General features: G+C 59.3%; 14 protein-coding genes. 13 read left to right on the top strand and 1 reads right to left on the bottom strand.

The genetic code is table 11. The annotated features are described in order from the left end of the window. The first annotated feature begins 2 nt into the window (after nt 1-2). The 8 genes from kce (at nt 3) to ACI3GR_RS15540 (ending at nt 8,489) form a co-directional block, all read left to right on the top strand. Nucleotides 3-935, top strand: coding sequence for a 3,5-dioxohexanoate:acetyl-CoA acetone transferase (gene kce, locus ACI3GR_RS15575; RefSeq protein ID WP_407495829.1), 933 nt, complete (start codon nt 3-5; stop codon nt 933-935). Between the two features lie 817 nt (nt 936-1,752). After that, nucleotides 1,753-3,135 (top strand): MmgE/PrpD family protein, encoded by a 1,383-nt coding sequence (locus tag ACI3GR_RS15570; protein ID WP_407495827.1) that lies wholly within the window; start codon nt 1,753-1,755, stop codon nt 3,133-3,135. A gap of 24 nt (nt 3,136-3,159) precedes the next feature. Further along, nucleotides 3,160-3,672 (top strand): MaoC family dehydratase, encoded by a 513-nt coding sequence (locus ACI3GR_RS15565; protein ID WP_407495824.1) that lies wholly within the window; start codon nt 3,160-3,162, stop codon nt 3,670-3,672. Next, a complete protein-coding gene (locus tag ACI3GR_RS15560; protein WP_407495821.1) occupies nt 3,672-4,940 on the top strand; it encodes an acyl-CoA dehydrogenase family protein in 1,269 nt (422 codons plus the stop codon). The genes ACI3GR_RS15565 and ACI3GR_RS15560 overlap by 1 nt, the downstream gene beginning before the upstream one ends. Beyond that, nucleotides 4,937-5,443 (top strand): MaoC family dehydratase, encoded by a 507-nt coding sequence (locus ACI3GR_RS15555; RefSeq protein WP_407495819.1) that lies wholly within the window; start codon nt 4,937-4,939, stop codon nt 5,441-5,443. Before ACI3GR_RS15560 ends, ACI3GR_RS15555 begins: the two co-directional genes overlap by 4 nt. A gap of 2 nt (nt 5,444-5,445) precedes the next feature. Continuing rightward, nucleotides 5,446-6,747, top strand: a complete 1,302-nt coding sequence (locus ACI3GR_RS15550; RefSeq protein WP_407495817.1) for a CaiB/BaiF CoA transferase family protein — start codon at nt 5,446-5,448, stop codon at nt 6,745-6,747. After that, complete coding sequence (locus tag ACI3GR_RS15545) at nt 6,744-7,655, top strand: HpcH/HpaI aldolase/citrate lyase family protein (protein ID WP_407495814.1); 912 nt, start codon at nt 6,744-6,746, stop codon at nt 7,653-7,655. Before ACI3GR_RS15550 ends, ACI3GR_RS15545 begins: the two co-directional genes overlap by 4 nt. A 27-nt stretch (nt 7,656-7,682) precedes the next feature. Then, on the top strand, nt 7,683-8,489 hold the full coding sequence (locus tag ACI3GR_RS15540; protein WP_407495812.1) for an SDR family NAD(P)-dependent oxidoreductase: 807 nt from the start codon (nt 7,683-7,685) through the stop codon (nt 8,487-8,489). Nucleotides 8,490-8,497: 8 nt separating this feature from the next. Here ACI3GR_RS15540 and ACI3GR_RS15535 read toward each other — a convergent pair whose 3' ends face one another. Continuing rightward, the gene (locus tag ACI3GR_RS15535) at nt 8,498-9,274 is read right to left on the bottom strand and encodes an IclR family transcriptional regulator (protein WP_407495810.1); all 777 of its coding nucleotides are present in this window, start codon (nt 9,272-9,274) and stop codon (nt 8,498-8,500) included. A gap of 175 nt (nt 9,275-9,449) precedes the next feature. Between ACI3GR_RS15535 and dctP the strand changes: the two genes are divergently transcribed. The 5 genes from dctP (at nt 9,450) to ACI3GR_RS15510 (ending at nt 13,966) form a co-directional block, all read left to right on the top strand. Further along, a complete protein-coding gene (gene dctP / locus ACI3GR_RS15530) occupies nt 9,450-10,502 on the top strand; it encodes a TRAP transporter substrate-binding protein DctP (protein WP_407495808.1) in 1,053 nt (350 codons plus the stop codon). 119 nt (nt 10,503-10,621) lie between these two features. Beyond that, complete coding sequence (locus ACI3GR_RS15525; RefSeq protein ID WP_407495807.1) at nt 10,622-11,425, top strand: TRAP transporter small permease; 804 nt, start codon at nt 10,622-10,624, stop codon at nt 11,423-11,425. Continuing rightward, nucleotides 11,415-12,800, top strand: coding sequence for a TRAP transporter large permease (locus tag ACI3GR_RS15520; protein WP_407495804.1), 1,386 nt, complete (start codon nt 11,415-11,417; stop codon nt 12,798-12,800). Before ACI3GR_RS15525 ends, ACI3GR_RS15520 begins: the two co-directional genes overlap by 11 nt. 412 nt (nt 12,801-13,212) lie before the next feature. After that, nucleotides 13,213-13,674 (top strand): TRAP transporter large permease subunit, encoded by a 462-nt coding sequence (locus tag ACI3GR_RS15515; protein ID WP_407495802.1) that lies wholly within the window; start codon nt 13,213-13,215, stop codon nt 13,672-13,674. Next, nucleotides 13,634-13,966, top strand: coding sequence for a TRAP transporter large permease subunit (locus ACI3GR_RS15510; protein ID WP_407495800.1), 333 nt, complete (start codon nt 13,634-13,636; stop codon nt 13,964-13,966). Before ACI3GR_RS15515 ends, ACI3GR_RS15510 begins: the two co-directional genes overlap by 41 nt. The last annotated feature ends 23 nt before the right edge of the window (nt 13,967-13,989 follow it).

The raw sequence follows: 13,989 nt of genomic DNA, 5'->3' as shown, positions 1-13,989 counted from the left end.
CTATGGCTAAGAAAAACAAAACCGTCATCACCTGCGCCGTGACGGGCGCGATCCATACGCCGACCATGTCGGACGCGCTGCCCTACACGTACGATGATATCGCCACGCAGGCGATCGACGCAGCCGAGGCGGGGGCTTCTATCCTTCACCTGCACGCCCGCAACAACGAAAACGGCGCGCCTTCGGTTGACCCGGCGGATTTCAAACCGTTCCTAGACCGGATCAAACAGTCGACGGACGCGGTGGTGAACATCTCTACCGGCGGCTCACTGACCCTGTCGATTCAGGACCGGATCAAACCCGCCGCGACTTTCAGCGCCGAGATGTGTTCGATGAACATGGGTTCGATGAACTTCTCGTTCCATCCGTTGGCGACCCGATACACCGATTGGAAGTTCGACTGGGAACAGGAATATGTCGCCAATTCCGACGGCAACATTTTCCGCAACACCTTTCGGGACATCCGCGAAGCCGCGGAAACTCTGGCCCCGCACGACATGAAATTCGAACATGAATGCTATGACGTTGGCCATCTTTACAACCTCAAGTTCTGCATGGATCAGGGGCTGTTTAAGGCGCCGATCTTCATTCAGTTCGTGATGGGTATCCTTGGTGGGATCGGCGCGGACATCGACAACCTCGTCTTTATGAAGAAGACCGCAGACAAGCTTTTTGGCGACAGCTACCGGTGGTCGGTTCTGGCGGCCGGGTCGGCGCAGATCCCACTGGCGGCGGCAGCGGCCCAGATGGGTGGGAACGTGCGCGTCGGACTAGAGGACTCGCTTTTCATCACACGTGGCAAGCTTGCCGAGAGCAACGCGGAACAGGTCGCCAAGGTCCGGCGGGTGATTGAAGAACTAGGCAACGAGGTCGCAGACCCCGCCGAAGCCCGGGAAATCCTTGGGCTCAAGGGCGGCGATAGGGTGAATTTCTGACCGGCCTGTTCGCGACGGGAAGACATTGCCGTCGCGGATGACCGCAAAAGAACATGAAATGAAAACGGCATAGGGATGGCTGTCGCTGTCCCTTGTCATCCGGATCCTTCGATCGAAAGATTCCAAGAGCAGTTTCGCGGGTGCGGTACCGCAAAGCTGATTGGACCTGTCACGCTTTAGGGCCGCGCCAAGTGCCCGTTTAGGCCACTTTCCGTTCGAAGGTGACCGGACTTTCCAAGCCAATGCTGAGTGCCGACGCCGCGAAGACGATTTTTGCGTTTGGCAGGATTGCGAACCGCACAATCCCACCGGCCTCGTCGGCACAGCGATGGAAGATTGGCCGCGGATGTCCAGAAGTCCCGTCGACTGAAGGTCATGTAAGTCGCATCGTGATTCCCGAACGCTCTGTGGCCGGTGAACGGTCAAGACATCCTACAGAAATCATGGCGATGACGATGAGGGTGTACAGACCCCGCCACTTGCCGAGGATACCGAAGCGCAGGCCATTCGGCTCGTGCCAGGATCCTGATGACCAAGCGTGTGCGTGCAAGAACCGCGATGTAACCCTCCAAAACTGCTGTCCAAATCGAAGGTCCTTTGAATTCTGACTGGAGCGTCGCGAGCCAAGTCAGTTGGAAGGTTGGGGGCAGGATCACGACGACGTCGTTAAAGGGAAAATCTCACCGAAAAGCACATATGTGATATCAGCAATCGCTTACCTGATCGAATGTTGGCACCCGCCGCACCCCCCGTTATTACTCCAATGCGTGATCGCGGAAGGCGGCCGGTGGTCATGCATCGTTTTGGGAGGAACACAATGGACCATATGCTCCGCGCTCGCAGAGATGTTTCGACGCAGGAAAGCCCGACCTCGCTGACCGAGGTCATCGGCGCTACCTGCGATAGGTTCCGCACCGTGCAATTGCCGGATCACATCGTTCGCATAGCCCAGCACTGCCTTCTGGACTGGGCGGCTGTTACGGTCGGTGGGCTGCGCGATCCACTTGCTGCGATCATCACCGAAACGGCTTGCGAAGACAGTATCGGCGGACCCTGCACGCTTGTGGGTCAAACCGGCCGGGTGACGCAATTGCAGGCGGCGCTGGTCAACGGAACGATCAGTCACGCACTGGATTATGACGACGTAAACTCTCGGATGCATGGTCATCCGACGGTGGCCGTGGCGTCGGCCGTGCTGGCCGTGGCCGAAGCCGGGGGGCATTCGGGTGCCGATCTGATCCGTGCCTTTGTCGGAGGGTATCAGGTCGCGGGCCAGCTGGGGGCCGCCATGGGCGAGCTGCATTACCGCCGCGGCTTTCACGCCACGGGGACAATCGGCGCGGTTGCGGCGGCCGCGGGCTGTGCGATCCTGATGGGCCTGACGCCGGAACAGACGCGCAATGCGCTTGGGCTCGCGGCCTCTCAATCCGCCGGGCTGAAAGCCAATTTCGGAACGATGGCCAAGCCTCTGCATGCGGGAAAGGCGGCGCAGAACGGCGTTCTGGCAGCGCGTCTGGCCCAAAAGGGCTTCACATCGCGCGACGGGATCTTCGAACGCGATCAGGGCTTCGGCCCGACGATGAGCGACGACTTCTCGCCCGAACTCGCCAATGGCCCCGAATGGGAGATTGAGGACAACCTCTTCAAATACCATGCCGCCTGCTATCTGACACACAGCAGTATAGAGGCGCTGCGCCAGCTTCAGGCGAAAACGCCTGTTGATCCTGAAACGGTATCGGCCGTCCGGCTGCATGTGCCGGAAGGGCACAGCAAGGTCTGTGACGTGCGCGATCCGAAAACCGGCCTTGATGTGAAATTCTCGATCCGCCATCTCGCGGCGCTGGCGTTGAACGGGGCGAACACGGCCTCGCTTGATCTGTATTCCGACGTGACGGCGCAGAATGCGGATCTGGGCACGCTGCGCAAGAAGGTCGAATTGGTGCACGATAACGTCGTCCGGCCCCGTTATCAGGTCGATGTAGTTGTCGAAACCACCGACGGACGAAAGCTTAAGTCGGCTTACGACGTCGGAACGCCAGCAACCGATCTGGACATGCAAGAAAAGGCCCTGCGCCTGAAGGCGTCGTCACTGATGGATCCGGTGCTGGGCGACGGCGCGGCGGATACCCTGTTCCAGGCCGTCGATGCGCTGCCAACCGCGCCTGACCTGTCGGCATATTTCGCCGCGACGACGTCCTGACACCCAGACAAAAGAAAGAAGACCATGACGAAAGAGATCGTTGCAGACCTGAAAGCGCGGGCCAAGCTATGGCCGCGCGGCAACCGGTACGAGGATTTCAGCGAAGGCCGCAGCTTTACCCATCACTGGGGCCGCACCGTGACAGAGGCGGACAACACGCTCTTCACCACGCTGACGATGAATTACAACCCGCAGTATTTTAACGCCGAGATCGCGAAGGAAAATGGTCATGACCGCGGCTGCCCGGTCAACCCGCTGCTGGTGTTCAACACGGTCTTCGGCCTCAGCGTCGAAGACCTGTCCGAAGGCGGCGGTCCGTTTCTGGGTGTCGACAAATGCGTCTATGGCGTCCCGGTCTATCCCGGCGACACGTTAAGCGCATCCAGCAAGGTTCTGTCGGCCCGCGAAAGCGGCAAGCGCCCGGACTTTGGCATCGTCACATGGGCCACCGTCGGGCTGAACCAGCGCGGCGAAGAAGTCATTCGGTTCGAACGGTCGAACCTTGTCAGAAAACGCCAATCAGAGGAGCAAGTCTGATGAACTCCGACGACATTTCCATTTCAGAAGACGGACGCGGATATTTCACCGAAGAACGCAAGATGATCCGCGACTCCGCCCGCGACTTCACCATGCGCGAGGTGCTGCCCGTCGCGAACAAGCTGGACGGCCCAGATGCGGAAATTCCAATGGAGCTGCGCCAGAAGATGGCCGACATGGGATACTTCGGCATCATGATCCCCGAAGAATTCGGTGGTCTGGGCCTTGGCGCGTTCGAATATTGTCTTGTTGCTGAACAACTGGCGCGCGGCTGGATGTCGGTCGCGTCGATCATGGCGCGCGGCCAGGGCGGATGGATCCGCAAAGCGATGTCGCCGGAACAGCAAAAGGAATACCTGCCCCGGGTGGTACGTGGCGAATTCCTGAACGCTTCATCGCTGTCTGAACCCGGCACTGGGTCGGACCTTGCCTCGATCTCTTGCCGGGCCGAAAAGGACGGGGATGACTGGGTCCTGACCGGGTCGAAGTACTGGTGCACCTTCGCGGATGGCGCCGATTATCTGACCGTCTTCGCCCGCACCGCACCGCCGCCGTCGTCGGACAAACGCTGGATGGGCATCTCGTGCTTCATGATCCACAAGGAACGCGGCAGCCTGCCCAAGGGTATTAACGGCAGCGCGATCCCAAAGATCGGTTATTTCGGCTGGCATACCTATGAACTGTCTTTCGACGGCTTCCGCGTGCCCGATGACCATATGATCGGCGAAGAGGGAAAAGCCTTCAAACTGATGGCTAAGGGTCTGGAAACAGCGCGCGCCCACACGGCTGCCCGGTCTATCGGTCTGGCCCAAGGGGCGCTGGAAGATGCGCTGGCCTATGCGCAGGAACGCGAACAATTCGGCATGCCGATTGGCGAATTTCAGGCGATCCGTTTCAAGCTGGCCACCATGGCGACAGAGGTCGAGGCGGCGCGTCAGCTGCTTTATTCGGTCTGCAACAGCATCGACACCGGCGCGCGCTGTGACAAGGAAGCGTCGATGGTGAAATACTTCGCGTCCGAAATGGCCGAACGCGTCACGTCTGAAGCGCTGCAGATCCTTGGTGGCGCCGGCTACACCAAGCTGCACGCGGTGGAACGCTACTGGCGCGACGCCCGTCTGACCAAGATCTTCGAGGGCACTTCAGAGATCCAGCAACGGATCATTTCCGACAAGCTACTGGGCAAATCCATTGTCGATCAGATGATCTCTGACCGGGCGTTTGAAAAGAAATGGGGCGCGACCCCCGGCATGAAGGCGGCGGAATGATGGGCAACACTCCGAACGCGGCACAGCTGACCTCGTCCAACTGCTATTTCGAGGATTTCAATACGGGCGATCTGTGGAAACACGCCCGCGGCAAGACCATGACCGAGATGGACAACGTGCTGATCACCAATCTGGTGATGAACACGGCCGAAGGGCATTTCAACGAACATCGCATGAAGAACGCCGGTCACGGCATCTTTGCGCAGCGGGTGGTATTCGGCGGGATCAACCTGTCCTTCGTGCTTGGCCTTGCGGCGCAGGATACGGCCGAACAGGCGATCGCGGAACTCGAGATGGACCGCGTGCGCCTCACCAACCCAGTCTATCACGGCGACACGCTTTATGCCTTCACCGAAGTGCTGGAGACGACGAACGCAGACCGCGACGACGCAGGCGTCGTGCATTTCCGGCACTACGGCATCAATCAGGACGACAAACTGTGTGTTCAGGCGGATCGCAAGGTCCTGATGAAACGGCGCAGCCATTGGGCCGGGGCGGCGTGAACGTGGTAAATCGACCGTCATATTCCGGGGCCCCGGTCGGCGGCGCGCTTGAAGGCGTCCGTGTGATCGACCTGACCATGATGCTGGCGGGGCCCTATGCCTCGATGATGCTGGCCGATCAGGGTGCAGATGTCATCAAGGTCGAACCGCCGGGTGGCGACAACACCCGCCGGATCGGTCCGCATCTTCCCGGCGCTTTGGTTCAGGAACAGGGCGGATACGGCAGTTACTTTGCCTCGATCAACCGTAACAAACGCTCCATCGTGCTGGATTTGAAATCAACGGCCGGACTGGCCGCGTTGAAACGGATGATCGCCACCTCGGACATCCTGATCGAGAATTTTCGGTACGGCGTCATGGAGCGTCTGGGTCTGGATGACGCGACTCTGACTGACCTTAACCCCCGGCTTGTGCATGCCTCGGTCCGAGGGTTCGGGGACGCGGCAGGCGGGGTGAGCCCCTATCGCGACTGGCCAGCCTATGATCCTGTCAGCCAGGCTATGGGCGGGATCATGGGCATCACCGGCCCGGTCCCCGGTGGCGCGCCGACCAAGATCGGCCCCGGCATCGGCGATATCGCCCCAGCCATGTTCGCAGCCTTCGGCGCGGTCGCAGCGCTCTACCGCGCGCAGCGCACGGGGCAGGGCGACAGGGTCGACATCAGCATGGTCGACAGCGTCCTCGCGCTGTGCGAGCGGATGATTTACCAATATTCCGCCACCGGCGTTTCCCCGGGACCCGAAGGCAACGGCCACCCCCTGTTGTGTCCGTTCGGGATATTCGAGGCGGCGGACGGGTATCTGACACTCGGAATTCCGAACGATAAGTTCTGGGCAATCTTCACCGACCTCATCGGTCGGCCCGAACTTGCCACGGATCCCGATTTCGCCACTAACCCGTCCCGCATTGCCAACGCGACCCGGACCATGGCCGCCGTCTCTGACTGGACGCGGGCCCGGACCCGGGCACAGATTTCCGAGGTGCTGGGCGGGCACGTTCCTTTCGCGCCCGTGATGACCGCAGAAGACATCTTCTCGGACCCGCATTTCCAGGCCCGCACGATGCTGTCCGACGTGGCCGTGCCCGGTACGGGGGACAGGCTTCAGATCGCCAATACGCCCGTGCGGATGGAACATGCTACAGCCGGTGTCCGGACACAGGCACCGCTGATCGACGAACACGCCGAAGAGATTCTGGGCGAGTTCGGGTTTACCGCAGACGACATTGCCGCCCTTGGCCCGCGCACAAAAGCGGTCCAGCCAGGCGCCGACCAGAAATATGAAAAAGAAGGAACCATGTCATGACTGACCGTCCCAAACGCCTGCGCCGCTGCCAGCTGTCCGTACCCGGATCAAGCGAGAAGATGATGACCAAGGCCGCCGGTCTAGACGTCGACTATGTCTTTCTTGATCTCGAAGACGCCGTTGCCCCGCAGGAAAAGCGGCCCGCGCGCAAAAAGATCATCGACGCGCTCAACAACCTCGACTTCGGCAAGACCACCCGCTGCGTCCGGATCAATGACCTGACGACGGAGTACGCGGCTGAGGACATCATGGAGATCATGGAGGGTGCGGGCGAGAACCTGGACGTTATCATGCTGACCAAATGCATGGGTCCGGACGATATCACCTTCTGTGACAAGCTGATGTCCCAGATGGAGAAGAAGTTGAAGATGACCAAGAAGATCGGCCTTGAGACGCTGATCGAAGAGGTCGAGGCGATGCAGCGCGTGGACGAAATCGCGGCTGCCTCCCCCCGGCTTGAGGCGTTGATCTTCGGGATGGGCGATTACTCGGCCTCGCAGGGTGTCAGCACCAAGGATATCGGCGGCGAGTCTGGCTATCCCGGTGACATCTGGCACTACCAGCGCCAGAAGATGACCATCGCCGCGCGCGTCAACAAGATCGACGCCATCGACGGTCCTTTTGCCAAGTTCTCAAACCCTGACGCCTTCCGCGAGGAATGCCGTCGCTCGATGATCTTGGGGATGGTCGGCAAATGGGCGATCCACCCCAGCCAGGTCGAAATTGCGCAAGAGGTCTTTTCGCCCACGCAGGACGAAGTCGACCGGGCGCGCCGCATGCGTGCGGCCTTTGACGAGGCAGTGTCTCAGGGTCTGGGCGCAGCCCAGTTCGAAGGCAGCATGATCGATATCGCGTCGATGCGCATCGTCGACCGGATCGTCGACCGCGCGGACATGATCGGAATGTAATTGCCTGCGGGCAGGGAGGAGAAACGAATGAAAACGTCAGCGGAAATCCGGAAAGGCGCGATCCCCGATCCGTTAGGGATCCATCTGAAGAACCTTGAAGGCAAGGTCGCGTTGGTCACCGGTGCGGGCCAGAACATCGGTCAGGCCATTGCCTTCCGTCTGGCCGAGGCCGGAGCGAAGGTCGTGGTCAACGGTCGCAGCATGGACAAGCTGAAGGATACGGTCGCCAAGATCGAAGAGATCGGCGGTAAGGCGCATGCGATCTCGACCGACGTGTCGGACGCGGATGCCGTCGGCGAGATGATCAAGGAAGCCAACGACACCTTCGGCGATATCGACATCTCTGTCTCGAACGTTGGCCGCCGCCTGCACAAGCCGTTCGAAGAGATCACCATCCAAGACTGGGACGAGTCCATCCGGATCAACCTCTCCGCGGCCTATTATATCGCGCATCACGTGGTGCCGCAGATGAAGGCGAACGGCTGGGGTCGCATCATCCATGTTTCGGGCTACGACGGGTTCACCGGCCACCTGCTGAACCGCGCCTACAACATCGCCGCGAAGTCGGGCCTGCACGGATTTTCCAAGGCCATCGCGGGCGAGCTTGGACCGCACGGGATCACCGCCAACACGCTGGTGCCGGGCGCGATCGACACGGATCGGGACTGGAGCCAGTACCCGAACACAGACGTCGACAAGAAGCGCAAGACGATCCCCGTGCGTCGCTGGGGTCATGTCGATGACCTGGCCTACGCGGCCCTCTACCTCTGCACGACGGGCAGTTTCGTCAACGGTCAGGCCATTCACCTGAACGGTGGCGAATTCATGTTCTGACGCTGCGATCAAGCTGGATTTGCCGCCGTGAACTCCTCGATCTTCTCTTTGAGCACAGAGCGTAACCACTCGCTCTTGCTCTGCAGTCGGCTCAGCGGGCCGCCATATCCGATGGCCAGAGCGCGATTGTCGCCAGAGATGGGCAGAAGCATCGATATTGTGCCGACCTCTGCCGTGACCATTCCGAAGGTTTCAAAATATCCTTCGTCACGTGCTTTGCGGACGTCGTTCAGAACATCCGCTTCTGGTCGGCGCAGCGGGTGCATCGGGAATTCATCGTTGAACCGTCGCACCAGCTTGGCGACCGCCGTGTCGGACATCCGGGTCAGCAACATGATCCCCAGTCCGCAGCTTTGCATGGGCCGGGTCTGGTTGGGCTGCAGTGTAAAGCGCAATACATGCGGAGATTCGATCGTCTCTACGTATTGCAGCATCCCGCCGGTGCGGCATCCCAGAAGGATCGCTTCACCAGTGGTTTCCGACAGGCTGCCCATCAGGTTCTGCACGGCTTCCATGCCGCGCGATCTGCCAAGCGTCCAGTGCCCGAGGAACGCCAGACGTTCGGACGGCGCGAAGGTTCGGGTGTCATCGACCCGGTTCAGATACCCCAGGGTGACGAGTGATTTCACCAAAGAGGAGACGCTGGATTGAGGTAAGCGCAGACCTTCAACGATCTGATTGATGCTTAGCGCCGTCTGCTTTGCCTCAAACAGTTCAAGGATCTGAACGACCCGGGCCGCCGATTTGACGACGCCGTCATATTCAATATCAGGTTCGAGGGTCATTTATCACATCCTAGATGGTTTACATCAAGTAAGAGATAGACGAACGGAAAACGCTTTGAAAGTATCAATGTAACCAGGTCCGGGAGGGACATGTTTCGCGGTGATTTTCTGGCCCGCCAAGGCGCGGCCGATAAGCCGCAATAACCGCCAAGAAAGAACCAAAGGGAGGACTTTCATGACTTATTTTTCCAAACTCGCATATGCCGCCGCGCTGACACTGGTCACGGCGCAGACGATCAATGCAGAGACGCTCAGTTTCACGAGCTCGTCTCCGCCGGACGCGACGCCATCGAAGGTAATTAAGGAATGGGCGGACAAGCTGAGCGAGGCCACAAACGGCGATCTGGAGATCGAATTCTACTGGCAGCAGTCCCTGTCCAAACTGGGTGACAACCTCGAAGCGGTGGCAGACGGGCTGGCTGACATGGGCGTCGTCGTCCCGGCCTATTCGCGTCAGAAACTTCCGTTGGCATATCTGTCTTCGACGGCCACTGGCTCGGGCGATCCTTGGGTCATTTCGAAGGCTTGGCGCGACACACGCGACGCCTTTCCGATCATCGCCGAAGAGGAAGAAGCCCAGAACGTGAAGTTCCTGGCGATTGAATCGATCGGCCCGGTCATCTTTGTCGGCAACAAATTCTACAAGACGCCGGAAGACTTCGACAACGCCACCATGCGCCTGTCCAGTCACTATGCCTTTGCGGCGCAGGAATCCGGGTGGAACGTAAACCCTGCGCGGGTGCAATCGCCGGAAACCTACACGTCGCTTGAAAAGGGCACGATCACGGGCGCGACGACCTATGCCAACCAGCTGTTCACCTACAAGCTGAACGAGGTCACAGACTACATCACCCGGATCGGTCTGGGCCAGCATTCCAACATGTATTACATCAACCTCGACGTCTGGAATGGTCTGAGCGACGAACATAAAAAGGCGATCGAAGATTCGCTGCCCGCGTTGAACGAAGCCTTCGCCAAGGCCGAAATCGACGAGTCAAACAGGGTCTTCGATGAAGTGCAGGCGGATGCAAAATATCCGATGCAGGTCTACGAACTCAGCGAAGAAGAGCAGGAAGTCTGGAGCACCGCTCTGGCCCCGTCTTACGACAACAACATCGGCAAGGCTGTTGCAGTGAACCCGCGCGCCACCGAGGTCGCCGAAGCGTTTCGCAGCGAGTTGAAAGAAACTGCGGAAACGGTGACATCTGACGGCTACCCCTGGAAGTGAACCCTCGCGCCACGGGTTTAGCAGCCCGTGGCGCATCGTACCTTCAAACCATCAGAAAAACTTCCGGCACCTGACCCCATCGTGGGTTTGGCCTTAGCGCCGGTAGAAAGGCACCTTCCGTGTTTACATATCTGATTTACCGGAACCTTCTTCAGGAACCGGACAGTTTCTGGGCGATCCACCATATCGCGTCGCTTTGGTGCATCGGGTTGTTCTTCGATCTGCTGCTGATCTTCATCTTCTGGGTTGTCTATAACGCCGTCCTCGCAGGAGGTGCCTCGGACAAGGCTATGGCGGCGCGGGCTCAGCTGGCGCGGATTGCTTCAGCTCTTGGACGGGTCGACCGTGTGATCATGGTGATCGCGGGGATTGTTCTGGCCTGTCTCGTTCTGGTCACCTTTATCTCGGTCACGTCCCGGACTGTCTACAAGCCCATCCCCGACGACATCACCTTCGCGGAATGGTCGCTGGTCGCGATGGTGGCCATGATGCTTGGAACCTTGCAGGGCCGCGAAGACCATATCGAAATCACCGCCTTGTCGGATGTGCTGTCCTATCGTATCAACCTCTGGCTTCGGCTGGTTGGTGTGCTCATCGGCCTCATCGCGGTGACCCGCCTCGGCTATGTCTCGCTGGAAAAGGTGCCCGACAGCTTTCTCGAGATCACCTACGGATCGATCTACGAACTTCCTGCCTGGCCGCCGCGCGTCATCTTCATGATGGGTCTGGCTTGGTGGATCACCCGGATTCTGACGCAGGTGCTGATCCTGCCTTCAGCGATCCGCAGCGACAGACGTGGCGATCTGAACTGGCTGAACATGTGGCCGATGATCTCGCACACCGGTACCGGTGATCTGGATACGCTGGACGACTCACTATTTGAAGACGCCGAGGCGTCGACTGGAGGTTCTCGTGGATCGTGAACTTGTTGGCGGTCTGGGCGTTCTGCTCATGATCGTATTTCTCTTCCTGCGCATTCCGGTTGCCTTTGCGCTGCTCCTTGTGGGTTGGTGCGGCATTACGATCCTGCGATCGACGGGTGCGGCTGATGCGGTTCTATCTGCAGATACATTCGGGACATTGCTGACCTTCGATCTGACGACGATCCCAAGCTTCATGTTGATGGGCTATATCGCGTATGTCGCGGGTTTCACGAAAGAGGTCTACGATTCCGCGCGGCTGTGGTTCGGGCGGCTGCCCGGCGGGCTTGCGGCTGCGTCTACGCTAGGCTGTGCGGCGTTTGCCGCTGTGTCTGGGTCCAGCCTTGCAACATCCGCGGCCATGGGCAAAATCGCGGTACCCGAAATGTTGCGCCGCGGATACGACAAGGGTCTCGCCACCGGCGTGGTGGCAGCATCCGGGACACTGGGATCGCTTATCCCGCCAAGTGTTCTGATGATCCTCTTCGCCGTTTTCACGCAGCAATCCATCGCGCTTTTGTTCATCGCGGGGATCCTTCCCGGGGCGTTTTCAGCCTTTGTCTACATCACGATGATCCTGATCCGGGCACGCATCAATCCGTCGCTTGCTCCGGGCATGACCGAACGTATTTCGCTGCGCCGGAAACTCTATGCCCTGAAAGGGTCCTGGGCCATCGGCCTGCTGTTCATCCTAGTGATGGGCGGGATCATGCTGGGTGTCTTCACACCAATGGAAGCAGGGGCCATCGGTGCATCGGGCGCGTTCCTTATCGCGTTGTTGGCCGGGCGGCTTTCGGTGGAAAAAGTCAAGATGGCCTTCAGCGATACCCTGCGCCAAAGCGCAGCGATCTTTGCGATCATCTTCGGCGCCACGGTTTTCACGCGGTTCATGGCTCTATCGGGTTTGGGTCAGTATCTGGCAGAAATCGCCACGTCGGTCAGCGATCAGGCTACGCCGGTCATCATCGCGCTTTCGGTCATCTACATCATCCTCGGCACCTTCATCGGCCCGATCGAGATCATGTTGATCACCTTGCCAGTCGTGATCCCGATTGTGCAGAGCTATGACATCTCGTTGATCTGGTTCGGTGTCATCATGATCAAATACCTCGAAATCGGTCTGATCACGCCGCCACTTGGCTTTAACGTCTTCATGCTCAGTTCGGTCGTGGGGCGAGCCGTCCCGATCACCACGATTTTCAAGGGCGTGATGTGGTTCCTGGCGATGGATGTGGTGACGCTTGGCATTCTGATCGCCGTCCCGTCGATTACGCTGTTCCTGCCGGACCTCTATGACACCTGGATGTCGTATCTGCGCAATGCTGATCTCAGCTCGATCGAGGCGATCAGATTGTGGATCACAGGAGATCTGCCATAAAGCCGCAAACAAGCGTGGCGACGGATGTCCGTCGCCACGCGCATATCTGCCGTTGATTTTTGTAGGTTTCGGGCCGGATGACCGGGGCGGAAGTCTACTCTGCAGATAATTACATAATGTTTATTACGAGAACTTGTCGGTTCTGAAAAGACGAAGTGGCCCAAGTAAATCTCGTGTTACCGCATCAACGCTCAGTAGGCTGATCTGTTCGATGCCGTGCCGGAACTGACCGAGAAGCTTTGATCTGACCAGAAGGGTTGCGGCCCTGACCGGTCGCACCCTGTTTGGCCCGCTAGTCCAAGCGCGACTTTGTGGACTTTGTCTGGCCAAGTCCGCCACCGTTCAATCGACGCGCTGATCGGTTCAATCCGACCTCCTGCGCAGAAAGATCGCGGGCCTGCTGCCGGGGCTGTTGTCGCTGGCCGCCTATGCACTTGTGATCGTGCTCTGGGTGCGACGGTCCCCCGACATCGCCCCCATCCCGGACGAAACTTTTACGCTGAAACAGAAGATGCGCGCCCTTGGGTCCGCTTGGCCCGCTGGTCTGCTGTTCACGCTCGTCCTGGGGGGGATCTATGGCGGGTTCTTCACGGCGACCGAAGCGGCGGCACTGTCGCTCTTGTTCGCAACCCTTCTTGGTGTCCTGCGCGGGCGCATCGCGTGGAAAGAAATCGTGCCGATGATCCGCGAGACGATGATCTCGACCAGCGCGATCTTCCTGATCGCGGCCTGCGCGAAAATCTTCGTGTCGCTGATTGCCCTGACCGGGCTGTCGTCCAGCCTTGGTTCACCTGCTGGAGACCGGAGATGTCAGCGTCTGGGCCTTCATCGCGATGGTCTGTGTGCTGTACCTGGTGCTTGGGATGTTCCTTGATCCGGTTGGCATCATGGTCCTGACGCTCCCGCTGATGATCCCGCTTGTGGACAGCTATGGGCTCAACATCATCTGGTTCGGCGTCGTCATCGTGAAACTGCTCGAGATCGGGCTGATCACCCCGCCTGTCGGATTGAACGTCTTCGTTCTGGCCAGCGTCCTTGAAGGCAAGGTCAGCATCTCGGAAATCTTCGGTGGCCTGTGGCGGTTCATCGGCATCGACCTGATCGTTCTGATCCTGCTGATTGCCTTCCCCGCGATTTCACTGATCCTGCCGACCACCATGTACTGATCCGCGACCGGTCGGGCGGACGG

This window comes from Pseudooceanicola aestuariicola, from assembly GCF_045763785.1.
Classification (GTDB): domain Bacteria; phylum Pseudomonadota; class Alphaproteobacteria; order Rhodobacterales; family Rhodobacteraceae; genus Pseudooceanicola.
The sequence above is the reverse complement of the archived record's forward strand: the minus strand, read 5'-3'. Positions and strand labels throughout refer to the sequence as shown.